The 21,660-nt window shown below is 64.3% G+C and carries 24 protein-coding genes; 12 read left to right on the forward strand and 12 right to left on the reverse strand.

Going from position 1 to position 21,660, the window contains the following annotated elements:
* The first annotated feature begins 160 nt into the window (after positions 1 to 160).
* The 5 genes from KG088_RS04090 to KG088_RS04110 all read left to right on the forward strand — a co-directional run bounded on the left by KG088_RS04090 (position 161) and on the right by KG088_RS04110 (position 3,316).
* Complete coding sequence (locus KG088_RS04090; protein ID WP_213824221.1) at positions 161 to 340, forward strand: hypothetical protein; 180 nt, start codon at positions 161 to 163, stop codon at positions 338 to 340.
* A 227-nt stretch (positions 341 to 567) separates the two neighbouring features.
* Complete coding sequence (locus KG088_RS04095) at positions 568 to 1,188, forward strand: LemA family protein (protein ID WP_213824222.1); 621 nt, start codon at positions 568 to 570, stop codon at positions 1,186 to 1,188.
* Positions 1,185 to 1,931, forward strand: coding sequence for a TPM domain-containing protein (locus KG088_RS04100; protein ID WP_213824223.1), 747 nt, complete (start codon positions 1,185 to 1,187; stop codon positions 1,929 to 1,931). The genes KG088_RS04095 and KG088_RS04100 overlap by 4 nt, the downstream gene beginning before the upstream one ends.
* Positions 1,932 to 1,999: 68 nt before the next feature.
* The gene (locus KG088_RS04105) at positions 2,000 to 2,623 is read left to right on the forward strand and encodes a TPM domain-containing protein (RefSeq protein WP_213824224.1); all 624 of its coding nucleotides are present in this window, start codon (positions 2,000 to 2,002) and stop codon (positions 2,621 to 2,623) included.
* Between the two features lie 60 nt (positions 2,624 to 2,683).
* Positions 2,684 to 3,316, forward strand: a complete 633-nt coding sequence (locus tag KG088_RS04110; protein WP_213824225.1) for a methyltransferase domain-containing protein — start codon at positions 2,684 to 2,686, stop codon at positions 3,314 to 3,316.
* Here KG088_RS04110 and KG088_RS04115 read toward each other — a convergent pair.
* The 3 genes from KG088_RS04115 to KG088_RS04125 are packed head-to-tail and all read right to left on the reverse strand — an operon-like array spanning position 3,313 to position 5,439.
* Positions 3,313 to 4,530, reverse strand: a complete 1,218-nt coding sequence (locus tag KG088_RS04115) for a MerC family mercury resistance protein (protein ID WP_213824226.1) — start codon at positions 4,528 to 4,530, stop codon at positions 3,313 to 3,315. The genes KG088_RS04110 and KG088_RS04115 overlap by 4 nt on opposite strands.
* 19 nt (positions 4,531 to 4,549) lie before the next feature.
* Positions 4,550 to 4,813, reverse strand: a complete 264-nt coding sequence (locus tag KG088_RS04120) for an anti-sigma factor family protein (RefSeq protein WP_213824227.1) — start codon at positions 4,811 to 4,813, stop codon at positions 4,550 to 4,552.
* Entirely contained in the window at positions 4,810 to 5,439 is a 630-nt protein-coding gene (locus tag KG088_RS04125) for an RNA polymerase sigma factor (RefSeq protein ID WP_213824228.1), read from the reverse strand. The genes KG088_RS04120 and KG088_RS04125 overlap by 4 nt, the downstream gene beginning before the upstream one ends.
* Positions 5,440 to 5,757: 318 nt before the next feature.
* On the opposite strand from KG088_RS04125, the gene KG088_RS04130 reads away from it, so the two are divergent.
* Positions 5,758 to 6,237 (forward strand): cupin domain-containing protein, encoded by a 480-nt coding sequence (locus KG088_RS04130; protein WP_213824229.1) that lies wholly within the window; start codon positions 5,758 to 5,760, stop codon positions 6,235 to 6,237.
* A 142-nt stretch (positions 6,238 to 6,379) separates the two neighbouring features.
* The gene (locus KG088_RS04135) at positions 6,380 to 6,799 is read left to right on the forward strand and encodes a secondary thiamine-phosphate synthase enzyme YjbQ (protein WP_213824230.1); all 420 of its coding nucleotides are present in this window, start codon (positions 6,380 to 6,382) and stop codon (positions 6,797 to 6,799) included.
* Between the two features lie 3 nt (positions 6,800 to 6,802).
* Here the strand turns inward: KG088_RS04135 and dauA are convergent, their stop codons facing one another.
* From dauA to KG088_RS04165, 6 genes are all read right to left on the reverse strand, one after another.
* On the reverse strand, positions 6,803 to 8,551 hold the full coding sequence (dauA, locus tag KG088_RS04140) for a C4-dicarboxylic acid transporter DauA (protein WP_213824231.1): 1,749 nt from the start codon (positions 8,549 to 8,551) through the stop codon (positions 6,803 to 6,805).
* 147 nt (positions 8,552 to 8,698) lie between these two features.
* Positions 8,699 to 9,409, reverse strand: coding sequence for a hypothetical protein (locus KG088_RS04145; RefSeq protein ID WP_213824232.1), 711 nt, complete (start codon positions 9,407 to 9,409; stop codon positions 8,699 to 8,701).
* 165 nt (positions 9,410 to 9,574) lie between these two features.
* On the reverse strand, positions 9,575 to 10,276 hold the full coding sequence (locus tag KG088_RS04150; protein ID WP_213824233.1) for a response regulator: 702 nt from the start codon (positions 10,274 to 10,276) through the stop codon (positions 9,575 to 9,577).
* Positions 10,273 to 11,718 (reverse strand): ATP-binding protein, encoded by a 1,446-nt coding sequence (locus tag KG088_RS04155; RefSeq protein ID WP_213824234.1) that lies wholly within the window; start codon positions 11,716 to 11,718, stop codon positions 10,273 to 10,275. Before KG088_RS04155 ends, KG088_RS04150 begins: the two co-directional genes overlap by 4 nt.
* A gap of 162 nt (positions 11,719 to 11,880) precedes the next feature.
* Complete coding sequence (locus KG088_RS04160) at positions 11,881 to 12,828, reverse strand: lysine exporter LysO family protein (RefSeq protein WP_213824235.1); 948 nt, start codon at positions 12,826 to 12,828, stop codon at positions 11,881 to 11,883.
* Positions 12,829 to 13,026: 198 nt separating this feature from the next.
* The gene (locus KG088_RS04165) at positions 13,027 to 13,695 is read right to left on the reverse strand and encodes a hypothetical protein (RefSeq protein ID WP_213824236.1); all 669 of its coding nucleotides are present in this window, start codon (positions 13,693 to 13,695) and stop codon (positions 13,027 to 13,029) included.
* Between the two features lie 183 nt (positions 13,696 to 13,878).
* On the opposite strand from KG088_RS04165, the gene KG088_RS04170 reads away from it, so the two are divergent.
* The 3 genes from KG088_RS04170 to KG088_RS04180 all read left to right on the forward strand — a co-directional run bounded on the left by KG088_RS04170 (position 13,879) and on the right by KG088_RS04180 (position 16,035).
* A complete protein-coding gene (locus tag KG088_RS04170) occupies positions 13,879 to 14,439 on the forward strand; it encodes a DJ-1/PfpI family protein (RefSeq protein ID WP_213824237.1) in 561 nt (186 codons plus the stop codon).
* Between the two features lie 111 nt (positions 14,440 to 14,550).
* The gene (locus tag KG088_RS04175) at positions 14,551 to 15,153 is read left to right on the forward strand and encodes a TetR/AcrR family transcriptional regulator (RefSeq protein ID WP_213824238.1); all 603 of its coding nucleotides are present in this window, start codon (positions 14,551 to 14,553) and stop codon (positions 15,151 to 15,153) included.
* Positions 15,154 to 15,297: 144 nt separating this feature from the next.
* Complete coding sequence (locus KG088_RS04180) at positions 15,298 to 16,035, forward strand: SDR family oxidoreductase (protein ID WP_213824239.1); 738 nt, start codon at positions 15,298 to 15,300, stop codon at positions 16,033 to 16,035.
* 119 nt (positions 16,036 to 16,154) lie between these two features.
* Here the strand turns inward: KG088_RS04180 and KG088_RS04185 are convergent, their stop codons facing one another.
* From KG088_RS04185 to KG088_RS04195, 3 genes are all read right to left on the reverse strand, one after another.
* Positions 16,155 to 17,501 (reverse strand): nicotinate phosphoribosyltransferase, encoded by a 1,347-nt coding sequence (locus tag KG088_RS04185; RefSeq protein WP_213824240.1) that lies wholly within the window; start codon positions 17,499 to 17,501, stop codon positions 16,155 to 16,157.
* Entirely contained in the window at positions 17,498 to 18,064 is a 567-nt protein-coding gene (locus tag KG088_RS04190; protein WP_213824241.1) for a nicotinamidase, read from the reverse strand. The genes KG088_RS04185 and KG088_RS04190 overlap by 4 nt, the downstream gene beginning before the upstream one ends.
* 120 nt (positions 18,065 to 18,184) lie before the next feature.
* On the reverse strand, positions 18,185 to 19,120 hold the full coding sequence (locus KG088_RS04195; protein WP_213824242.1) for a 2-hydroxyacid dehydrogenase: 936 nt from the start codon (positions 19,118 to 19,120) through the stop codon (positions 18,185 to 18,187).
* Between the two features lie 254 nt (positions 19,121 to 19,374).
* Here KG088_RS04195 and doeA point away from each other — a divergent pair, with 254 nt between their 5' ends.
* Positions 19,375 to 20,574 carry an ectoine hydrolase DoeA gene (doeA, locus tag KG088_RS04200; RefSeq protein ID WP_213824243.1) on the forward strand — a complete coding sequence of 400 codons (1,200 nt, stop codon included), beginning with the start codon at positions 19,375 to 19,377 and terminating at the stop codon, positions 20,572 to 20,574.
* A gap of 54 nt (positions 20,575 to 20,628) precedes the next feature.
* Positions 20,629 to 21,657: a N(2)-acetyl-L-2,4-diaminobutanoate deacetylase DoeB gene (gene doeB / locus KG088_RS04205; protein WP_213824244.1), complete on the forward strand. Its 1,029-nt coding sequence runs from the start codon at positions 20,629 to 20,631 to the stop codon at positions 21,655 to 21,657.
* Positions 21,658 to 21,660: the final 3 nt, after the last annotated feature.

Below are 21,660 nucleotides of genomic sequence, written 5' to 3' on the forward strand. Positions count from 1 at the left end.
CTCGCCCGACTGAGTCAGTGGCCTCGAGGCCTTTCCTAAACACCCAGGCCATTCCCGGCTTGCCAGATTCCCCCGGGCCTGCTTAATTTTAACGGGCAAGGATGACGCAACGGCCGCCTGACAATTCCAGGCGGGCCACCGATCCACATGGGAGGTGAACATGACCCCTGACAACGACGATACTCGGCCGGAACAGCCCGGAGACGATGCGCCACCCGGCACGCCGGGCACCGGTGAGGATATTTGCCGTAACTGCAAGGGAAGTGGTCGCGTGGAGGGCGAGGAATGCCCTGAGTGCGGCGGCACCGGTTACGTGATTGAAGGCATCGGGGGCGGCTGAGCGTCTACGCGTGATCGCCCCAGGCATGAGCGTCAGAGGTCCGGTCGTTGGTCGGGCCTCTGGCGCTCGTGTGACAAGCCACAACGACCTGCTGTCCCGCCGCTGACCCCCGGCATCGCTTCCCTTGGAAGAGCGGGGCCTGTACCTTGGTCAATCCTCGGGGTGGCGGGTCGATAGCGCCCCCGAGACCTTTCAACGAACGTGTAACGACAGGGATGAGTGCCCCCATGCTGACGAGACAGACCTTGTTTTCCGACCGTCACGTCTGGCGGTTGGCCTTTTTACTGTTCGTCGTCACGCTGTTGACCGGCTGTGGCGTCAATAACATTCCCACCTATGACGAGCAGGTGAAGGCCGCGTGGTCGCAGGTGGAAAACCAGTACCAGCGCCGCGCCGACCTGGTCCCCAACCTGGTGGAAACGGTCAAGGGCTTCGCCCGTCAGGAGCAGGAAACGCTGACCGAAGTCGTTGAGGCGCGCGCCAAGGCCACCTCCATCCAGATCGATGCCGATTCGCTGGACGACCCAGAGAAGATGCAGCAGTTCGAGCAGGCCCAGCAGCAGCTGACCGGGGCGCTGAGCCGCCTGATGGCGGTGTCCGAGCGCTATCCCGACCTCAAGTCGAACCAGAACTTCCTGACCCTGCAGTCGCAGCTGGAAGGCACCGAGAACCGGATTTCCGTGGCGCGTCGCGATTTCATCACCGCGGTCGAGCGTTACAACACCGAGATTCGCACCTTCCCCGGACGGTTGTGGCATAGCATTCTCTACAGTGACATGCCGCTGCGCGAAAACTTCGAGGCCACTACCGAGAACGCTGACCAGGCCCCGCAGGTGGAGTTCGAATGACCAAATGTTTACACCTTCCGCTGCTGGCGCTGCTGTTGTTGGCCGCGCTCAACGTTCAGGCCCAGACGCCCGAGTTTCCCGAACTGACGGGGCGTGTGGTGGATCAGGCCGAGCTGCTCGAGGCTTCCGTCGAATCGCGCCTGAGCGGGATGCTCGAGGCGCATGAAGACGCCACTACCGAGCAGGTCGTCGTGGTCACCGTGCCGGATCTACAGGGCAACGCCATCGAGGAGTACGGCTATCAGTTGGGGCGCCACTGGGGAATCGGTCAGGAAGACGAGGACAACGGCGCGTTGCTGATCGTCGCGCCGAACGAGCGTGAAGTGCGCATCGAGGTCGGCTACGGGCTCGAGGGTCGCCTGACCGATGCCCAGTCGTCGGCGATCATCAACCAGATCATCACGCCGGCCTTCCGCGAGGGCGACTATGCCCAGGGGATCACCCAAGGCGTCGAGGCGATGATCCAGGTGCTGGGCGGCGACCCGATGGCAGAGACGACACCAACCGCGACGGCCCAGCAGGACAAGCCGCAGGGGCCGGCGTCGATCATCTTCTTCGTGCTGTTCATCATCGTCATGACCCTGGTGCGCGGCGGCAGGGGCGGTCGCGGTGGCCTGCTGGCAGGTGCGCTGCTGGGTGCCGGCCTCGGCCGAGGCGGTTCGGGGGGCGGCTTCGGCGGCGGGGGTGGTTTCGGCGGTGGCGGCGGCGGCTTCGGTGGCGGCGGCGCGTCGGGCGGCTGGTAACGCATCGTCCTTCCCAGCGGTGAACGCGCCGCTGGTACGACAATCAGGATTCGGAGCACACGAACCTCATGGCATTATTGAGCGACAGCGAGCAACGGCAGGTATCGGAGGCGATCCATCGGGTCGAGCGTGAAACCGATGCCGAGCTGGTCACCGTGCTTGCCCCCCAGGCGGACAACTACGCCTATATTCCGCTGCTCTGGGCCGGCCTGCTGGCCCTGGTGGTGCCCGGTGCGGTGAATTATTTCCCCGGCTGGCTGAATGCCTACGAACTGACCCTGGCGCAGTGGGCCACCTTCATCGTGCTGGGGCTGGTGTTTCGCCTGCCGCGCATCACGACGCGCTTGATTCCTCGCTCGGTACGCCATTGGCGGGCCTCCAACCTCGCCCGGCGGCAGTTTCTGGCGCAGAACCTGCACCATACCGACGGCGGAACGGGGATGCTGATCTTCGTCTCGGAGGCCGAGCGCTACGTGGAGATTCTCGTTGACCGCGGCATTTCCAGCCGCCTGGCCGATGACACCTGGGAGTCGATCGTGGCGAACTTCACCCGAGAAGTGAAGGCGGGGGAGACGTTGCAGGGATTCTTGCACTGCATCGAGTCCTGCGGCGAGCACCTCAAGCAGCATGTGCCGGCGACGCACGAGCGCAATGAGCTGCCCAATCATCTTGTCGTGCTGGACCAACCCTGAGCCTTTGAGTTCGATACGCGGTTTCGACACGATTGCGACACTAGGTAGAGCACTGCCAGCATGCATCTAGAGGCTCCCGACCTTCACCAGCAGCGACTGCAGCGCGTGGTGCAGTTGATCAAGGCCGGCGGCGCCAGCCGCGTGCTCGACTTGGGCTGCGGCTCCGGCGGCCTGCTCCAGTACCTGCTGCGCGATCCCCACTTCGAGCGGGTGGTCGGGCTCGAACTCTCCGGGGAACTGCTGGCCCAGGCCAAGCTGCGCCTGGAGGACCTGCCCGCCGTGACGGCGGGGCGCCTGGAGTTGATCTGCGGCTCCTATGCCGACCCCCATCCCTCGCTGGTCGGTTTCGAGGCGGCCGCCATGGTCGAGACCATCGAGCATGTGCCGCCCGAGGGACTGTCGAAGGTCGAGCGCGCCATCTTCGCCGCTTTGCGTCCCGCGCTGCTGGTCATGACGACCCCCAATTGCGAGTACAACCCCCTCTATGACATGGGTCCCGGCGAGCTACGCGACCCCGACCACAAGTTCGAATGGGACCGTGCGCGCTTTCGCGACTGGGCCCAGGGCGTGGCCCGCCGCAACGGCTACCGGGTGCGCTTCTCGGGTGTCGGCGAGATGCACTCCCACCTCGGCCAGCCCACCCAGGTGGCGACGTTCGCGCTGGCGCAAGGGGTAAGTCCGCCAGACGCCTAATCCAGCCCGAGCAGGCCGGCTTCCCGGCGTCGCCGTCGTCGCAGATCCCAGAGCACGGCGGCGGTGAGCGCGATAAAACCGCTGAATTCCCACCAGAACCGGTAATCGACGAAAAGCGCATAGAGAATGACGGCGCTGCCCAGTGCGGCCAGCATGGTCGGGCCAACATGCCGGTGACGGCGCACGCCGACGGCCAGGGTGACGACGGTCATCAGCACGAAGGCGGCAATGGTCATGGCCCAGGCGCCTTCGTTCAGCGCAAGCCCCAGGCCCAGCAGCGGCAGCAGGCCGACCAGCGCCAGGGTGCCGTAACAGCTCAGCAATGCCAGGCCGAGCGCCACGAGACCCAGCAGGCCACGGCGTCGCCAGGTGAGCAGCCAGCGTCGCGGGTCGAGCCGGCGCAGCCACTGGCGTGCCATTGAGGGCGCCTTGTCGCCGCGCCGCATGGCGACCTCGATGGCGTAGGCGCCGAAGCTGGCGGCGACCTCGCGGGTCTGGGCGCTGGGGCTCATGGCGAAGTAATCGTGCTGACCTACCACTTCGATGTTGCGAAAACCTGCATCGGCGAACAGCGCCAGCAGGTTCTCCTTTATGGTGGCGCCCACCACACACTCGACCCAGAGGCGTGGATCCTCGTGGCAGTCCACCGAGACCGGCCGATGGATTACCACATCGGCGAGCTGCAGGCGGCCACCCGGTGTCAGGACGCGAAACATCTCGTTCACCGCGCGTCGCTTGTTCGGCACCAGGTTGAGGGCGCCATTGCTGGTGATGCTGTCGATGCTCGCATCGGGCAGGGGCAACTGCTCGGCCGACGCCTGAATGACCCGGAGGTTGTCGGCGCCGACCCGGCGGGCGTTGCGGTATAGCTTGCGCGTCATGGCATCGGTCAGGTCAAGCGCGATGACGCGTCCCTTCGCGCCGACGCGTTGGCCGGCGATCAGCGAGTCGACGCCCGCGCCGGCGCCGATATCGAGCACTCGGTCGCCAGAGTGAATGGCGTCGGCACGAAAGGGGTAGCCGACACCGGCGAAGGATTCCAGCAGCGCTGACGGCAGCCCGGCGAGGCGGTCGGGGGGATAGCCGAGGCGTCGACAGGCATCAACGCCGACTGGGAAGTGAAAGCCGGCGTCGGGCGAGTCCGCCACCGCGCGGTACATGCCCTGCACGGCCTGGGTGATCTGCTGGGGTGAGTAACCGAGTATGGCGACCATGCACATCGCCTCCTTTCGCTTAATGGTGGGTATTCGCCTCGCCGTCATTAAAGCGGTCGAGCAGTTGCCGGATTCGCTGGTGCAGACGGGGCGGGGCCGTCACCGTGCCTGCGGCCGAGACCCGGGCGCGTAGCCGCGTTTCGAACTGGGCGCGGGTAAAGCAGTCGCGACATCGGGCCAGGTGATGCTCGATGTCGGCGATCTGGCGTTCGTCGAGCTCGCGGTCGAGATACTCGAAGAGGCGTTCGATGACCTCTTCGCAGTCAAGCGGGCGTGCGCTCATGGCCGCTGCCTCCCGGTTCCGCCGTCATCGGGCCTGACGCCGGCGTCGCCGGCCTGCTCCCAGAGGGTCTTCTGCAACAGGGCGCGTGCCCGGCTCAGCCGCGAACGCACGGTGCCCAGCGGAATACCCAGCAGATGGGCGGCTTCGCTGTAGGAATAGCCCTGTACCTCCACCAGCACCATCGTGACCCGGAAGGGGTCGGGCAGGGCGTCGATCGCCTGTTGGATGTCCTCATGGAGCAGCGAGTTGAAGAATTGCTCCTCCAGACTGCCCCACCAGAGCAGGAAGGGCTGATGCAACTGCTGGAAGAGAGTGAAGGTGCTGGAGTCGAGCTCGTCCGGCGACGGGTCCTCGGCAGTCGCGGGACGCTGGGGGCGACATTGACGCCGCCGCCACTCGCTGATGAAGACGTTGTTGAGAATATGCAGGAGCCAGCCGTCGAAGCACTGCGGGTCGCGAAGCTCGCCGAGCCGTGACCAGGCCTTGCCTACCGCCTCGGCGACGATGTCCTCGGCGTCGTCGGGGTCGCGGGTCAGGCGCAGGGCGCAGCCGTAGAGCCGATCCAGCAACGGCGACAGACGCTGCTCGAACCAGTGTTGGCGATTGTCGATATCGCGATCTGACATGCCTATCCCCGAACCGCCCCGATATGTCGCCTGGGGTAGCGGCATCGGGGCCTGGGTGTCTGGGTGAGCGAGTGGCATGAGTCCCTCTTCAGCATGGGGCGGTGGCCGATGTCTAGCAAGTCGTGCCGGCAAGTCGCGTTGGCGAGTCGAGTGTTGTCCGCAAGGACGCACCAACCCCGATTCGGGTTCCCCTGGCTGGTGTCACGAATCCTTGTCGGGTGGCAAGAATGTCGGGAACAACATCGGCATGTGCCGCGTCCTTGAGAGCACGCGGCACCTCGGTGTCGTGATGAAACGACGACAGAGGAGACACTGCTCATGAACACCACGCTACGCTTTCTGACGTTTGCCACGCTGGCCGGGGCGTTGACTGCCGCCGCGGGCTTGCAGGCCGAGCCCTATCACGGCGAGGGCCATCTGCTCGGCTCCCCTGACGACCTGTCGTGGGGTCCGGTGGGCTCCATGGGGGAAGGAGCCGAAATGGCCATCATCGAGGGCGACCTGAGCAAAGAGGCGCCCTTCACGATGCGTCTCAGGCTCGAGGACGGCTACGAGATCAAGCCGCATATCCACCCCGCCTACGAGCGCGTCACGGTCCTTTCCGGCACCCTGCATTTCGCCCACGGCGAGGAGTACGATGAAGACGCCACCCAGGCGTTGTCGGAAGGGGGATATGCGATCATGGCCCCGGGCGAGCCGATGTTCGGCTATGCCGAGGGTGAGACCGTCTTCCAGTTGCATGGCGAGGGGCCCTGGGGCATCGAGTATCTCGATCCCGCCGATGACCCGCGCAACTGACCAGGACACCGTTAACGCCTTGCCTGCCGGGAGGCAGGCATGTGTCAGGAGGAGACGCCGAGCGATCCAGGTCGCTCGGCGTCTCCTCGTGGTCGGCTAACGGTGATATTCACGCAAATCCGGAAACCTGCAGGGGGACACCATGTGGCAACAGCAGGAACTGGCCCTTGCGCCACGCTCGCGCGGCTTTCATTTGATCACCAAGGAAGTAGTTGATGGCCTGCCCTGGCTGCGCGAGGTGACGAAGGGCCTGCTGCATCTGCAGCTTCTCCACACCTCGGCCTCGTTGACGCTCAACGAGAATACCGACCCGGATGTGCGCCATGACCTGGACGCTTTCCTGCGTGAGCGCATCCCCGGCGATTTACCCTATTTTCGCCATACGTTGGAAGGGCCCGACGACATGCCGGCGCACGTCTGTGCCAGCCTGCTCGGCACCCAGCTGTGCCTGGCGGTGCGCGACGGCCGGTTGGCGATGGGTACCTGGCAGGGGCTATGGCTCGGCGAGCATCGCGACCATGGCGGCACCCGCCGCATGATGGCCACACTGTATGGCGAATAGCTCCTAGTCGTCGCGTGCCGCCAACCATTGCGTGGCCAGGCGTGAGGCGTGATCGAGGTGGCGCACGACCGCGATCCTGCCGCTCTCGCGGTAGAGCCCGGCGCGGCGCAGTTTCATCACCATCCGCGCCGGCATGCCGATGAAGATCAACCCCACGTGCTGCGCGCGCAGCTCCTCGACCAACGTTTGCAGGGCGACAATGGCAGTGGCGTCGAGGCTTGGCACGTCATGCATGTCGAGCAGCACCACCTTGATGTCGGGGTCGATGACCCGCAACGACGCGATGGCCTTCTCGGCGGCGCCGAAGAACAGCGGGCCGTTGACGTCGTAGAGCGCGACTTCGCGCGGCAGCTGGTGGGCTAGATCGCCGTTGCGCGTGTCCAGCCGACGCGTATGGGTAAGCTCGGCCATGCGGCGGATGAACAGCGCCGCTGCCAGCCCGACCCCGACGGCGACCGCCAGCACCATGTCGAAGATCACCGTGAGCAGGAAGCAGATCACCAGAATCGCCACGTCACTGAGTGGTGCACTTTTCAGCGTATGAATGAAATGGCGAGCCTCGCTCATGTTCCAGGCGATGACGAACAGCAGGGCGGCAAGCGCCGCCATTGGCACCAGTCCCAGGATGCCGGCGAGTGCCACCACGGCAAGCAGCACCACTAACGCATGGACCACGGCGGCGATCGGCGTGGCGGCACCGCTGCGGATATTGGTGGCCGTACGTGCCAGGGCCGCTGTCGCGGTGATGCCGCCGAAGAAGGGCGCCACGATGTTGCCAAGCCCCTGGCCGAGCAGCTCGGCGTTGGGGTCGTGGCGGGTGCGCGTCAGGCCATCGGCGACCACCGCACAAAGCAGCGACTCGATGGCGGCCAACATGGCAATGGCGAGTGCCGGCCCCATCAACTCGCGGATCAGCGCGAAATTTACCGTGAGCGGGACACCATCGGGACCCGGCAGATGCCAAGGCATGACCAGACTCGGCGCAAAGGGCGGAATGCCGTCGCCGCTCCGACCTTGAAACTCCCAGTGAAAACGCGACGCGATGGTATCGACCTCGACGCCCAGCGGATGGATCGCGAGCGAGACCAGCGTGCCGACCACCAGCCCGGCCAGCGGTGCCGGCACGGGTAGCTTGATCCGCGGCCAGAGAATCAGGGCGGCCAGGGTCGCCAGCCCTACGCCCAGTTCGGCAGGGGCGAGTGTAGGCAAGGCAAGTGCGATAGTTGCCATGTTGTGCGGAGTGCTGTCATCCAGCTCAATTTCGGCCAGGCCCAGAAAATCGGGTAGCTGCAGCAGGGCGATCACCACGGCGATACCGGCGGTGAAGCCTAGCACCACCGGGTAGGGTACGAACTGGATCAGGCTGCCGAGTCGCGCCAGTCCCAGAGTCACCAGGATCAGCCCCGCCATGAGGGTGGCAAGCAGCAATCCACCGATGCCATGGCTGGCGACGATGGGAAAGAGGATTACCACGAAGGCAGCGGTGGGTCCGGAGACATTGAAGCGTGAGCCGCCGGTCAGGGCGATGATGGCACCGGCAACGATGGCGGTATACAGGCCATGTTGGGGTGGCACGCCGGTCGCGATGGCCAAGGCCATGGAAAGAGGCACCGCGACAATTCCGATGGTCAGCCCGGCCATCAGATCACGACGAAATTCGGCGAGGCCGTAGCCCTCTCGCCAGGCGGATATCAGAGCATGACCGGGCAGGGGGAAACGATAGGCTTGCCGCGGAGTGGATCGTCGGGACATGACGGATTCTCGATGGCGCGGGAGCGCATCACGTTACGCCGGCCCGTGGGTAGCCGGCAAGGTGGCTCACGGCGAAAGGCCCGGCACAAAGGTCCGGTCTTATGAAGCAGTGGCTAGCGGAGGATGCTATCGCGACTGGCAAGACGCCTATTCAGTGTCGCCACGAGCTTCGTTGCGGTCCTGGCCTTGACCGTGTTGCTTTCCATGCTTCTTTTTATCCCCACGATGGCCGTGCCAGTTGCCGCCGTCAGGGCGAGCGGCCTGTTTCAGCTCGGCGATCTGTTCGTCGTTAAGCAGTTCGGAAAGCGCTACATAGTGTGAGTTGCGCACAGTCTGCCAGGCCTCGCGACGCTCCTCCCGGGACTCGAAATCCTGCTTGCGCAGGGCCTGCATGTCGGCGTAGAGCGCTTCGCGTGTCTTGCGCAGGGCCTCACTATCTTCTTCGCTGAGGTCCCAGCCATCGACGACGGCCTCGAAACGCTCCTGCATGGCCGCATGGCGTTCTTCACGCCATTCGTCACGCATGTCGCGGCGTGCCGCTTCCAGCGCCGAGCGCTGTTCGTCGTCGAGTAGCTCGTCCATGCGCTCGCGATGCTCGCGGTGCAGCTCTTCGAGAGCCTCGTGATGTTCTTCGTGGGCCCGCTTGAGGGCTTCGCGGGTCTCTTCATCGATACCTGCACGTTCATAGAGTGCCTGGCGCATTTCCTGATGATGGGCATGGGGGTGGCCATGGTTTCCGTGGCCAGGGTTCCTGTGGCCTTCGCCGTGCTGACCGGCAAGGGCCGCCAGGGACACCGGGGCAATCGCGATAGCCAGCAGGGCGGGCATCAGCAGCTTACGAGAGAAAGGTATCGTCATGACGGCTTTCCTGTAGGTGGAGGGGATACAAGGTCTGATCTCGGGTCGGGAGCAGGCCTCGGGTGACATTGATAGTGTCGTTGACAGGCGTGCGCTCGTCATGCAGTAACGGTGTAAAGCCGATGCAGGTGCCTTTATTACGTCTCCGGCTGGATCGACGGGTCGTTATTCCTCGGGCTGGTACTTGTAGCCGACGCCGTAGACCGAGCGGATGATCTCGCGGTCGGGCCAGATATCGGCGACCTTGCGACGCAGCTTCTTGATATGGCTGTCCACCGTGCGTTCGGAGACGATGCGATGATCGCGGTACATGTGATCCATCAGTTGATCACGCGAAAATATCCTCCCCGGGGCATGCATCATCACGCGCAGCAGCTGGAATTCCACCGCGGTAAGCCCGAGGTCCTGGCCGTCGGCCAGCGCTCGCCAACCACCGTCGTCGAGCACCAGGTCGCTTTCGGCGGTGGTGGGTTCCTGGGCCGCACGGCTGCGCCGCAGCACCGCCTTGACGCGGGCGACGACTTCCCGCGGGCTGAAGGGCTTGCAGATGTAATCATCGGCCCCGAGCTCAAGGCCCAGCAGACGGTCCACTTCTTCCACGCGTGCGGTGAGCATGATGATGGGGATCCGCGGCCAGCGCTGACGGATTTCCCGGCACAGCGTCAGACCGTCGGTACCGGGCAGCATCAGGTCGAGGAGCACCAGGTCGGGCATAGTGCCTTCGTCGGCCTCGGCCAACCAAGGCAGCACCTCGTCACCATGAGCAAGGTGGTGGCTGGCGAAGCGGCTGCCTTCCAGGTAGTCGGCCACCAGGCGAGCGATCTTGGGCTCGTCCTCGACGATGAGAATACGGTCTTGGCGTGTCATGCAGGTGCCTCCAGGGTGCCGGTGGCCGTGAGAGTAGGAAAACTCAGTGTCCAGCATAACCCACCGATGGACGAAGCCGAGGCGGTCATCTGGCCGCCGTGTGCCTTGACCAGTGCCGTGGCGATCGACAATCCCAGGCCGCTGCCCCCGCTCGCCCGACTGCGCGAGCCTTCGACCCGGTAGAGCCGGTCGGTCAGCCGCGGCAGCTGATCGTCGGGGACGCCCGGTGCGCTGTCTTCCCAAATTACTTCGATATGATCGCTTCGGTGCGTCAAGCTTACGCGCAGGTGGCCCGGAGGCTGGGTATAGGCGCAGGTATTGTCGATCAAATTGCTCCAAAGCTGCCTTAGGCGCTGGAGGTCGCCGCGGATCCAGGCTTCGCCGGCGATTTCGGTCTCGAGAGTGATGCCGCTGTCGGCGAGCCAGCCGCTGGCTTCTTCCAGACGCGCGGTCAGGCTATCCGCTAGGTTCAACGGCGCGAGCTGGACATCGAGCGCTCCGGCATCGCTCTGGGAAAGCAGCCGTAGATCGGCGACCAGCCGTTCCAGCTGTCCGACTTCCTGGGCCAGTGAATGCAGGTTGTCCTGGTTGAGACTGCGAATACCATCCTGCATCGCCTCGATCTCGCCACGCAGCACGGCCAGCGGGGTGCGCAGCTCGTGGGCGATGTCGGACACCCAGCGTGAGCGGGCCGCGCGGCTGGCTTCCAGGGTCGCGGCCAGCACATTGAAATCCTCGGCGAGCCGCGACAGCTCGTCGCGGCCCTTTTCATGCAGGCGGATGCTGTAGTCGCCACCGGTGAGGCGGCGAGTGGCCAGCGCCATGCTGCGCGTGCGTCGGCCCAGCCACCAGGACAGGCCGCCGGCCAGTAGCAGCGAGGCAACCCCCAGGGAGCCGACGATAATCGTCAGGTTGCGTTGCTGGCGTGCCAGGAAGATGTGATCCATACGCGCCATTAGCTGCTCGGGCGGACGATAGCCCAGCGTGCCGACCGACTCGCCGGCATAGTCGATGGATAGCCAGCGCAGCTCGGGCGGGTCCTGCTCTTCGTCCGACGGGGCCGGTGGCAGCCCAATCACCGGCACGCCATTTTCGTCGTGCAGCACAAAGTCCTGGGCGCGGCCAAGCCGACGCTCGATGCCCTGGGGAGGCGCCGTATCGCCGGGCCAGAGCTGGCGGCGAACCACGCGCTCCCAGTCGTCCGGCGAGTCGCGCAGCCACTGCCAGTCGCCACGCTGCGCCCATTCTTCACCGAGCCCCTCCGCCAGGGTCTCGGCGCGTTGCGTCTGGGTAGTATCCAGATAGTCGACGAAGCCGCTGTCGAGGCTGCGCGACACGGCGAGAAACACCAGGCCCGAAATGGCCACATTCACTGCCAGGATGGTCACGAACAATTTGACGCCCAGACGAGACAGGGCGAGGCGGGGCAGGCTTGGGCGCATCAAGGGCTCCTGAGCGGGGTCAGGTCGGTCATCGGGTAAGCCGGGACCGGACTGGAACATCGAAGAGCATAGCGGGAGGCCATGCCATGATTGCGCATGAAGTATGCAAGCAATGTGCAAGCGCCGCTGGCTTCGCGAAACGTAAGACCGAAGGGGGCCCGGTTAGAGCGAAAGAAACAACAGGATCAACGGCGGCGACAGCAGCGAGAGGATGAAGCCACTGACCACCGCCACTGGCACGCAGGCCACGCCGCCATGCTGCTGGATGACCGGCAGGGTGAAATCCATCGATGTGGCGCCACCGTAGCCGATGGCCAGAGCCGCATGACGATGGATCACCAGCGGAATCAATACGAAGGCAATCAGTTCGCGTGCCAGGTCGTTGAAGAAGGCGATGCCGCCCAGCAGGGGGCCGAGCTGGTCGCCGATGAGGATGCCGGAAAGCGAGTACCAGCCGAAGCCGGCAGCCATGGCCAGGCCCTCGTTCCAGGCCAGCCCCAGCAAAGGCGCGGCAAGCAGGCCGCCGACGAGGGAGGTGGCGGCCAGCATCATGGCGATGGCAAGCCCGTGGCGGTTGAGCAGTATCTGCTTAAGTGGCATGCCGGAATTACGCAACTGGCAGCCGATTAGCGCCAGGAGGGCATAGAGAACCCATTCGGCCAGGCTATCGGCTTGCGTAAACACAGTGTCGGCACCCGCCGAAGGCTGGCCCTTCAGCAAGGCGTCGGCACCGAGACCGATCAGCACCCCAACCACCACGACGCCGACCAGCGATAACGACCCGGCCATGGCGGCAAGCTTGCTGGTGGGTGCACCCTCGACCACCCGCGAGATGCCGCCGCGCAGCGCAAGGCGCTGCGATAGCCACCAGAGGCCGGCGAGGTTGAGCGTCGAGATCACCGTGACGAGAATCAGCGCCTGGCCACCCATGCGCGTCAGTTCTTCGCTCAGGTTCTCTAGCCCGGCCAGGCTGACGCCCATCAGCAGCAGAATCAGATAGACCGACGCGTTCACCCCGCGATTGATCAGGGCCATCAGCTCGGGACTTGCCACCGGCACCAGATACCCCAGCACCAAGGGCAATAATACGATCAACAGACCCGACAGCATGCTCTTCCCTGATTATTCGTTGCTGGACGAACCACCACCCCGGGCGGACGAAGCGGCTCACTCTAGCCCACGCGTGGGCTAGACGAAATGGCGCTGTCGCTCGCGCCCGTCATACGCAGAGAAAGGCACAGGCGTTGGGTGCCGAGATCGAGACTGACTCACGGCTGTCCAGGCGAGCTCACGGCTGTCCAGGCAATCTCAAGGCTGGTCAGACTGGTTCAGCGAAGACAGCGATAACCGGCTGCGCCGCTCTCCGCCGCGATGATAGTCCATGGTCAGCAGCAGCCCGGGAAGGGTCGGATGGAAGCCGAAGACCAGGCGACGGTTGGGTTCATCGGGTTCGGTGACCTCCACAGCTACCGCCTCGAAGTCACCGGCAGGCAGTGACACTTGCCGTGGGCCGAGATGACGCACCAGCAGTGTTTCCGCTTCGCCTTTGTGGTCCTGATAGCGCAGTCGACAGCGTGGCTGGCAGTCGCCCCGGGCAGCTTGCCGCGAAAGCTCGAACAGCGCCGCTTGTCGATCCGGCAGCGCGGCCAGTTCACCGGCCCCGAGGCGATACGTCTTGCCGATGCCCAGCAGCGAATAGCCGCTGGCATAGACCACGGAGCGAATGCCGTCGGGCTCCACGACGAAGCGGCTGCGCTCGTTGCCCCTGGCCACGGCGATGCGGGCGCGCATCTGGCTTTGCCAGGTGTTGCCTTCGCGACTTAGTCGGTGCTCGATAGTGGCGTCGGGCCAGCCGCTGACGCTGAGCTGATAGTGGGCGGTGAATGGGCGAGTGACCGCGACATCGCCGGTCACGATGCCCGAGAAGAGTAGGGCCAGCGCAAGGGTGAGGAAGTGGCGCCAGGAAAGTCCGAGCATAGGGATCCGAGGGTTGTTGGAGTGACAGGGTTGTTGGAGTGACAGGGATGAGAACCCCCGGCCGCCATCAAGTTCCTGAGTGCACTGTGTTTGCGCTATCAGCGATCTTGGCTAGGCTTTTGAGTGCCTGTCGCGATGTGCACGACGTGACGGCTTCCCTGCCAGTCCTACCAGGAGATTCCCATGGCCAGATTGCTATTGATCGCGGGTGATTTTGTCGAGGATTACGAGATCATGGTGCCCTACCAGGCTCTGCAAGCCATGGGGCATGGCGTCGATGCGGTATGTCCCGAGAAGCGCGAGGGCGATAGCGTCAAGACGGCCATCCATGACTTCGAGGGCGACCAGACCTACACGGAAAAGCCCGGCCACCATTTCACCCTGAACGCGACTTTCGCTGAAATCGAACTCGCCGACTATGACGCCCTGGTGATTCCCGGCGGGCGAGCGCCCGAATATTTGCGCCTCGACGAGCGGGTGCTGGACATGGTGCGCCACTTCGTCGAGCACGATAAGCCGATCGCGGTCATCTGCCATGGCGCCCAGCTGCTGGCGGCGGCCGTGTCGCTGGAGGGGTGGCGAGTGTCGGCCTATCCCGCCTGCGCGCCGGACGTCCGGCTGGCCGGGGGCGACTTCGCGGAGATTGGCGTTGACCAAGCCATCACCTCCGGAAAGATGGTGTCCGCCCCGGCGTGGCCAGCCCATCCGGAGTGGCTCAAGCAGTTCAACGCGCTGCTCGATTGAGTACTCAGGGCCGCTTGGTCAGGAACCAAGCGGCCCTGCGCCCACGGGGTATCGCTCGATAGCTAAGCTTCGAACTTGACGAAACTAGACGACTGGTCTAATTTATCGGGTATGAAGACGCAAGCCACCCGAGACAAGCTGATCCGCGTCGGTGCCGAACTGATCGCCGAGCATGGCTTCAATGCCACCGGCATCAACTCGGTGCTGAAGCGCGCCGAAGTGCCCAAAGGGTCCTTCTATCATTATTTCTCCAGCAAGGAAGATTTCGGCCTGGCCGTGATTGATGCCTTCGCCGAGGAATATGATGCGAGGCTAGCCGCGATTTTCACCGATACCCGTGCCTCGCCATTGGCCAGGCTGCGTCACTACTTCGCAGTAGGCAAGCAGGACATGCTGTCTTGCGACCATGCGCGAGGTTGTCTGATAGGTAACCTCGGCCAGGAGCTTTCGGCACAGAGTGAGGTATTCCGTGCCCGTCTGGATCAGGTCTTCCGCGCATGGGAACGTCGCCTCGCGGACTGTCTCGATGAGGCGCGGGGCAAAGGTGAAATCGACGCCACTCTAGACGCATATGCCCAGGCAAGTTTCATCATGGCAGGGTGGGAAGGCGCCATCCTGCGCGCCAAGACTGTCAAGTCGCTCAAGCCCATGGAGTGCTTCGAGGAGGTCCTCTTCAACCGGGTGTTGTTGCCCCGGTCATCGCCAGCCCCCTGAGCTCGCAATTCGACTCCATGGGCCTGCATTTCCGCTGAAGCGATTGAGGAGGCGCGGAAGCGCACCACTGCCGGCAAGTCCGATCTAGTGACCTTTCACCCGATTCGCAGCACCACTCGATTCATGTCCACAGGAGAAGTATCCATGTCAGAGATCAATGGCAAGGTCGTCATCATTACCGGTGCCAGCAGCGGCCTCGGCGAAGCCACCGCCCACCGCCTGGCCAAGGGTGGCGCCAAGTTGGTGCTTGGCGCCCGTCGCGAGGATCGTCTCAAGTCGCTGCGTGATGCCATCGTCGAGCAGGGCGGTGAGGCTATCTACCGTGTGACCGACGTCACCGACCGGGGTCAGGTCGAGGCGCTGGCCCAGGCGGCCAAGGAGGCCTATGGCCGCATCGACGTGCTGGTCAACAACGCCGGCCTGATGCCGCTGTCGCCGCTGGATCAGCTCAAGGTCGACGAGTGGGAGCAGATGGTCGACGTCAACATCAAGGGCGTGCTCTACGGCATCGCCGCGGTGCTGCCGACCATGCGTGAGCAACACGCCGGCCACATCATCAACCTCTCGTCCGTCGCCGGACATGTGGTCTTTCCGTCCGCGGCCGTTTACTGCGCGACCAAGTATGCGGTCAAGGCGCTGTCCGAGGGCATCCGTCAGGAAGGCGGCGAGGAGATCCGTTCCACTAACATCTCGCCGGGCGCGGTCGCCACCGAGCTCACGTCCACTATCAGCGATCCCGAGACCGCCGAAGGTGTCAATGAGCTCTACGAGATGGCGATCGATGCCGATGCGATCGCCCGGGCGATCACCTACGCCATCGAGCAGCCGGCGGATGTCGATGTCAACGAGCTGATCATTCGTCCCACCAAGCAGCCGCTCTAATCGACGAGCCGGTGCTTTAATCAAGCAGGCGCTTTCATTCAACAGGCGAGAGCTCGCCCGCTCGATGACCCCGCCGCGACCGGTACCTCGGTCGCGGCGGGGTCGTGTCTGGGCGGGGGTTAGGTCTGCGACTGCAGACGCTTGAGCTCGGGGCTGAGATCGACTGGATAGTCGCTCTCGCCTTCCTCGAGACGCGTGAAATCTTCGGGGAAGCGGGCCAGGGCATCCGCGACCCGGTCTCGGGCGTTGTCGGCCCGGCTCATCTCGGTTTCGTTGAGACGACCTGCCTGAACCAGCGGGCGTAGCAGCGCTTCGCCGGTGTCGATCGTCTCGTCGCGCAGGGCGACGATATCCCCCAAATAGCGACCCTGGTCATCCTGACGGCGGTAGAGCTGCTTGCGGCAGGGCAAATTGATCTTGCCGGTGGAGTGCTTGACCCTTGGCGTGCCGGCGTACTCCACCAGCTTATAGGAGAGATCGATCACCGGTGCATCTGCCGAGACGCCCATCTCGGTCCCCACGCCGAAGGCATCGATGGGGGCGCCGTCCTCCAGTAGAACGGCGATCTTGTATTCATCCAGGCCACTGCTGGCGACGATCGAGATGTCAGGGTGTCCGGCCTCGTCGAGCAGGGTGCGTGCCTGCTTGGCCAGTTCACCCAGGTCGCCGGAGTCGAGCCGGATGGCCTTGACGCCGACCTCGGGCTCCTCGCGCATTAACTGGATCACCTTGCGTACCCCCTCCAGGGTGTCGTGGGTATCGACCAGCAGGGTGGTGCCGGGATAGTGGCGAGCGAAGGCACGAAAGGCCTCGGTCTCGTCGTCATGGGCCAGGATGTAGCTATGGGCCATGGTGCCATTGATTGCCAGGTCGTGGCGCAGTCCACCGAGCACGTTGCTGGTGCTGGCCAGCCCGGCGGTACGGTAGGCTCTCACCCCGCGCACGGCGGCGTCCACGCCATGCATGCGGCGCATGCCGAAGTCCACCACCGGCCGGCCTTGCGCCGCCATCACCAGGCGTACCGCCTTGGAGGCGAGCACCGTCTCCAGCTGCACCAGGTTCATCACCAGACTCTCCAGCAGCTGGGCCTCGGCGATGGGCGCGTCCACCTCCAGGAATGGCTCGTTGGCGAACACCGGCGTGCCTTCCGGCAGCGTCCAGATGTCACCGCTGAAGCGTAGTTTGCCGAGCCAGTCGAGGAAGCCCTGATCAAACTTCCCGGTGCCGTCGAGGCGCGAGAGGGCCTCGTCGCCGAAGCGCAACTGGCTGAGAAGCGCCGCCGCATGCTGCTGGCCACAGGCCAGCATGAAGCGCCGGGAAGGTGGCATCTTGCGGAAAAAGAGGCTGAATGTCGCGCGCTCGTGCATCGCCTCCTTCCAGTAGGCCTGTGTCATCGTCAACTGGTAAAGGTCGGTGAGCAGGGCCAGCTCATTCTCGCTGACCTGCAGTGGGGTCGACTCCCTCATGTACGCACCTCGACACCGGCATCCGTGAAGTCACGGTGGCATGCCTCGATCGCATCGGGATCCACCGCGGCAGAAAGGCCCTCCAGCAGCAGAGTGGTGAAGCCTTCACGACCGGCCGCCAATACCGTGGCATGGACACAGACATCCAGCGCCAGGCCGCAGACGATTACCCGTTCGATGCCCTTCTCGTGCAGATAGCCGCCAAGACCGGTGCCGTCGAAGGCCGAATAGGCGTCGGCATCGAAGGCGGTAGCCTTGCTGACGCGGATGGTGGCATCGTCCAGGGCCAGGTCGGGGTGATAGGCCGCCCCCCGGGTATCCTGCACGCAGTGCTCCGGCCAGGGGCCGCCACGATGAGTAAAGCTGGCATGATCGATGGGATGCCAGTCGCGGGAGGCGACCACCAGGGCGCCGGCCTTGCTGGCGGCCTCGATCTCGGCATTGATGCCCGGCACCAGAGCGTTGCCGCCAGGCACCGCCAGGGCGCCGCCTTCACAGAAGTCGTTCTGCATGTCCACGACCAGCAGGGCATCGCGGGGGCTGTAGTCCACATTCATCGCCATTGGTCCCTCCTTGGAGATCTTTCGATGTCATCTCATCAGTCGATGTCTTAAGCGTAAGACCTGGCCAGGCCAAATTGTAGGGGCGACAGATATTGTTGAACGCCAAGGTCGAACAGCAATTCAATAGCCGGCGTCGCGGTCGACGGTGTCAAGCGCTTCGCCCGCTTCGAAGGCACGCAGGGCGTCAGCCACCTGATCCAGCGCCGCCTTGAGAGGCGTAGGACCGGCCATGTGGGGGGTGACCCAGACCCGCGGGTGCGTCCACAACGGGCTGTCGGCGGGCAGCGGCTCGCGGGGAAAGGCGTCGAGGATGGCGCCACGCAGCCGGCCTTCCTCGTCGCCATGGCCGAGGGCCTCGAGCAGGGCGGCTTCGTCGATCAGCGTGCCGCGGCCCGGGTTGATCAGGCTGGCGCCCGGCGGCAGGGCCGCCAGCGTTTCGGTATTGATAACGTGACGTGTCGACGGGGTGTCGGGCAGCAGCAGCACCAGGGTCGATACCTGGCCCAGCAGCGCGGCAAGGCCCTCGTCGCCGTGGTGGCAGCTGATGCCCTCAAGCGCCTTGGGTGAGCGGCTCCAGCCATGCACGGCAAAGCCGTCGGCGGCGACCATTTGCGCCACCTTGGCGCCGATGGCGCCCAGGCCGAGTACCCCTACCGCCCAGTCGGCCTTGTCGATCACGGCGTGCTCGTGCCATTCGCGGCGAGCCTGCTGGCGAGCGTAGCGGTCGAAGTCGCGCTGGAAGTGCAGCACACCGTAGCGCACGTAATCAGCGATCAACTCGGCCATACCGGCGTCGCGTAACTTGACGATCGGCACGTCAGCGGGGAGTCCGGGGTTGCTCAGCAAGGCGTCGACCCCGGCGCCCAGGTTGACGATGCCCTTGAGCCGGGCCGGCTCGCGCAGGAGTGCTTCGGAGGGCTTCCACACGGCCAGGTAGTCGACGCCACGTCGTTCTGTGGCTGGCGCCTCGCTGGTGATGATCTCGGCCTCGGGCAGGCGCTCGGCCAGGGCGTGGCGCCACTGATCAGCGTCGTCGATATGCACCATAACCTTCATGGACTCTCTCCCTGGTAACTCTCTGTCATGATGGAAGCCGCGCGGCCAGGCTGCAAGACACGACGGCGGAAAGTAAATGCTTGACCGCCTACCGTACCTAGGGATTAACCTCCCCCTCGATGAGGGTGCTAATTGAGCGTCGCCGCCCGGCATCTCGCTACTGTTCGGGACCGAGAGACGCCATGACGCCCCGGTCCGGCCTTCTCACTATGGAGAAGGCCGGTTTTCTTGATGATGCGACGGTGAGTGGTCCCATGACTGAGGTTTCCCTGCCCTTCACGCGTGAGGAATATGCTGGCCGACTATGGAAGGTGCGTGCCGAGATGGCCAGTCGTGGCATCGATGTGCTGATCATCAGCGATCCCTCGAACATGGCGTGGCTGACCGGCTATGATGGCTGGTCGTTCTATGTGCACCAGTGCGTCCTGGTGGGGCTTGAGGGCGAGCCTGTCTGGTACGGTCGGCGCATGGACGCCAACGGGGCGCTGCGTACCTGCTGGATCCATCCCGACAACATCACCTATTACCCGGATTATTATGTGCAGAATCCGGACATGCACCCCATGGACTACCTGGCCCAGTCGATCATGCCCGACCGTGGCTGGCACCTGGGCGTGGTGGGCATGGAAATGGACAACTACTACTTTTCGGCCAAGGCCTACCTGAGCCTGCAGCGAGAACTGCCGCATGCGCGCTTCATGGATGCCAACGCGCTGGTCAACTGGTGTCGCGCCATCAAGTCGTCTCAGGAGGTCGCCTACATGCGGGTGGCGGCCAAGATCGTCGAGGGCATGCATACGCGTATCCTCGAGGTGATCGAGCCGGGTCTGCCCAAGAGCAAGCTGGTGTCCGAAATCTATCGGGTGGGGATCGAGGGCTGGGTCGACGACAACGGCAAGGTGCATGGCGGCGACTATCCGGCCATCGTACCGATGCTGCCTACCGGCAAGGATGCCGCCGCCCCCCATCTGACCTGGGACGACACGCCCTTTCGCAAGGGCGAGGGGACCTTCTTCGAGATCGCCGGGGTGTTCAAGCGCTACCACGCGCCAATGTCGCGCACCGTGTTCCTGGGCCGGCCGCCGGCCGAGTTTGTGCGAGCTGAATCGGCGCTGCTCGAGGGCATCGAGAACGGCCTGGCGGTGGCCAGGCCCGGTAATCGTACCGCCGATATCGCCATGGCGCTGGGGTCGGCGATGGACAAGTACGGCTTCGACCGGGGAGGTGCCCGTTGCGGCTATCCTATCGGTATCAGCTATCCTCCGGACTGGGGCGAGCGGACCATGAGTCTGCGCCCCTCCGACGAGACGATTTTGCAGCCAGGCATGACCTTTCATTTCATGCCCGGCCTGTGGGAGGACGAGTGGGGCCTGGAGATCACCGAGAGTATCCTGATCACCGAGACCGGTTGCGAGACGCTGGCCGACTTTCCTCGCCAGTTGTTCGTGAAATAACACTCACTTGCCCGTGACATTGCACTCAAGCGGTATGCCAAGAAGGAACCTGTCATGACCAACCGATCCGTCCCAATGCGGCCCAGCCCGATTTCCGCAACCGTGGATTTCGACGCGGATGGCGTCCAGCACGGCTTTCTCAAGCTGCCGATCTCCGTCGACGAGTCGGCCTGGGGAGCGGTGATGATCCCGGTTACCATGGTCAAGAATGGCCCCGGGCCTACGGCGCTGCTGACCGGCGGTAACCATGGCGATGAGTACGAGGGCATCACCGCGCTGATGAAACTCACGAGCGACCTCAAGCCCGAGGAGGTGACCGGTCGAGTGATCATCGTGCCGATGATGAATATCCCCGCGGCGATGGTCGGCAGGCGCACCTCGCCCATGGACGGCGGCAACCTCAATCGCAGCTTTCCCGGTGACCCCGATGGCACGGTGACCCAGAAGATCGCCGATTACTTCACTCGCGTGATGGTGCCGATGTGCGATGTCGTACTCGACCTCCATTCCGGCGGGCGCACCCTGGACATCATCCCCTTCGGCGCCTCCCACGTGCTGGACAACGCCGAGCAGCAGCGCCAGGCGCTGGAAGGTGCCAAGACCTTCGGCGCCCCCTATGCCATGATGATGTTCGAACTTGACGCCGCGGCACTCTTCGATACCGTCGTGGAGTCTCAAGGCAAGGTATTCGTCGCCACCGAACTTGGCGGCGGCGGCACCTCCACGCCGCAGAGCCTGGCGATCACCGAGCGCGGCATTCGCAATTTCCTGATTCAGTTCGGGCTCACCCGGGGTGAGGTGGTAATGCCCAACGAGCCGCAGGTCTACCTCGACATGCCCGACGCCAGTTGCTACGTGCAGAGCGAGCACACCGGCCTGCTGGAACTGACGCTGGCACTGGGCGAGCCTGTAAAGCAGGGTGAGGTGATCGCTCGGATCTACGATATGACCCGCAGCGGCACACCGCCGGTAGAGTATCGCGCGCAGCGCAGTGGCCTGCTCGCGGCACGCCGTTTCCCGGCGCAGGTCAATATGGGCGACACCATCGCTGTTATCGCCGAAGTCGTCGATTCATTGGGCTAATCT

Origin of the sequence: Halomonas jincaotanensis, from assembly GCF_018448785.1 — a bacterium.
GTDB lineage: Bacteria > Pseudomonadota > Gammaproteobacteria > Pseudomonadales > Halomonadaceae > Halomonas > Halomonas jincaotanensis.

What these genes read in the sequence shown, in the direction of transcription:
- KG088_RS04185 (WP_213824240.1), bottom strand. Translation starts at nt 17,501, where the DNA reads ATGAGGGAGTCGACCCCACTGCAGGTCAGCGAGAATGAGCTGGCCCTG.
- KG088_RS04145 (WP_213824232.1), bottom strand. Translation starts at nt 9,409, where the DNA reads ATGACGATACCTTTCTCTCGTAAGCTGCTGATGCCCGCCCTGCTGGCT.
- KG088_RS04135 (WP_213824230.1), top strand. Translation starts at nt 6,380, where the DNA reads ATGTGGCAACAGCAGGAACTGGCCCTTGCGCCACGCTCGCGCGGCTTT.
- dauA (WP_213824231.1), bottom strand. Translation starts at nt 8,551, where the DNA reads ATGTCCCGACGATCCACTCCGCGGCAAGCCTATCGTTTCCCCCTGCCC.
- KG088_RS04120 (WP_213824227.1), bottom strand. Translation starts at nt 4,813, where the DNA reads ATGAGCGCACGCCCGCTTGACTGCGAAGAGGTCATCGAACGCCTCTTC.
- KG088_RS04125 (WP_213824228.1), bottom strand. Translation starts at nt 5,439, where the DNA reads ATGTCAGATCGCGATATCGACAATCGCCAACACTGGTTCGAGCAGCGT.
- KG088_RS04105 (WP_213824224.1), top strand. Translation starts at nt 2,000, where the DNA reads ATGGCATTATTGAGCGACAGCGAGCAACGGCAGGTATCGGAGGCGATC.
- KG088_RS04130 (WP_213824229.1), top strand. Translation starts at nt 5,758, where the DNA reads ATGAACACCACGCTACGCTTTCTGACGTTTGCCACGCTGGCCGGGGCG.
- KG088_RS04180 (WP_213824239.1), top strand. Translation starts at nt 15,298, where the DNA reads ATGTCAGAGATCAATGGCAAGGTCGTCATCATTACCGGTGCCAGCAGC.
- KG088_RS04170 (WP_213824237.1), top strand. Translation starts at nt 13,879, where the DNA reads ATGGCCAGATTGCTATTGATCGCGGGTGATTTTGTCGAGGATTACGAG.
- KG088_RS04155 (WP_213824234.1), bottom strand. Translation starts at nt 11,718, where the DNA reads ATGCGCCCAAGCCTGCCCCGCCTCGCCCTGTCTCGTCTGGGCGTCAAA.
- KG088_RS04175 (WP_213824238.1), top strand. Translation starts at nt 14,551, where the DNA reads ATGAAGACGCAAGCCACCCGAGACAAGCTGATCCGCGTCGGTGCCGAA.
- KG088_RS04160 (WP_213824235.1), bottom strand. Translation starts at nt 12,828, where the DNA reads ATGCTGTCGGGTCTGTTGATCGTATTATTGCCCTTGGTGCTGGGGTAT.
- KG088_RS04195 (WP_213824242.1), bottom strand. Translation starts at nt 19,120, where the DNA reads ATGAAGGTTATGGTGCATATCGACGACGCTGATCAGTGGCGCCACGCC.
- KG088_RS04100 (WP_213824223.1), top strand. Translation starts at nt 1,185, where the DNA reads ATGACCAAATGTTTACACCTTCCGCTGCTGGCGCTGCTGTTGTTGGCC.
- KG088_RS04190 (WP_213824241.1), bottom strand. Translation starts at nt 18,064, where the DNA reads ATGGCGATGAATGTGGACTACAGCCCCCGCGATGCCCTGCTGGTCGTG.
- KG088_RS04165 (WP_213824236.1), bottom strand. Translation starts at nt 13,695, where the DNA reads ATGCTCGGACTTTCCTGGCGCCACTTCCTCACCCTTGCGCTGGCCCTA.
- doeA (WP_213824243.1), top strand. Translation starts at nt 19,375, where the DNA reads ATGACTGAGGTTTCCCTGCCCTTCACGCGTGAGGAATATGCTGGCCGA.
- doeB (WP_213824244.1), top strand. Translation starts at nt 20,629, where the DNA reads ATGACCAACCGATCCGTCCCAATGCGGCCCAGCCCGATTTCCGCAACC.
- KG088_RS04150 (WP_213824233.1), bottom strand. Translation starts at nt 10,276, where the DNA reads ATGACACGCCAAGACCGTATTCTCATCGTCGAGGACGAGCCCAAGATC.
- KG088_RS04110 (WP_213824225.1), top strand. Translation starts at nt 2,684, where the DNA reads ATGCATCTAGAGGCTCCCGACCTTCACCAGCAGCGACTGCAGCGCGTG.
- KG088_RS04115 (WP_213824226.1), bottom strand. Translation starts at nt 4,530, where the DNA reads ATGGTCGCCATACTCGGTTACTCACCCCAGCAGATCACCCAGGCCGTG.
- KG088_RS04090 (WP_213824221.1), top strand. Translation starts at nt 161, where the DNA reads ATGACCCCTGACAACGACGATACTCGGCCGGAACAGCCCGGAGACGAT.
- KG088_RS04095 (WP_213824222.1), top strand. Translation starts at nt 568, where the DNA reads ATGCTGACGAGACAGACCTTGTTTTCCGACCGTCACGTCTGGCGGTTG.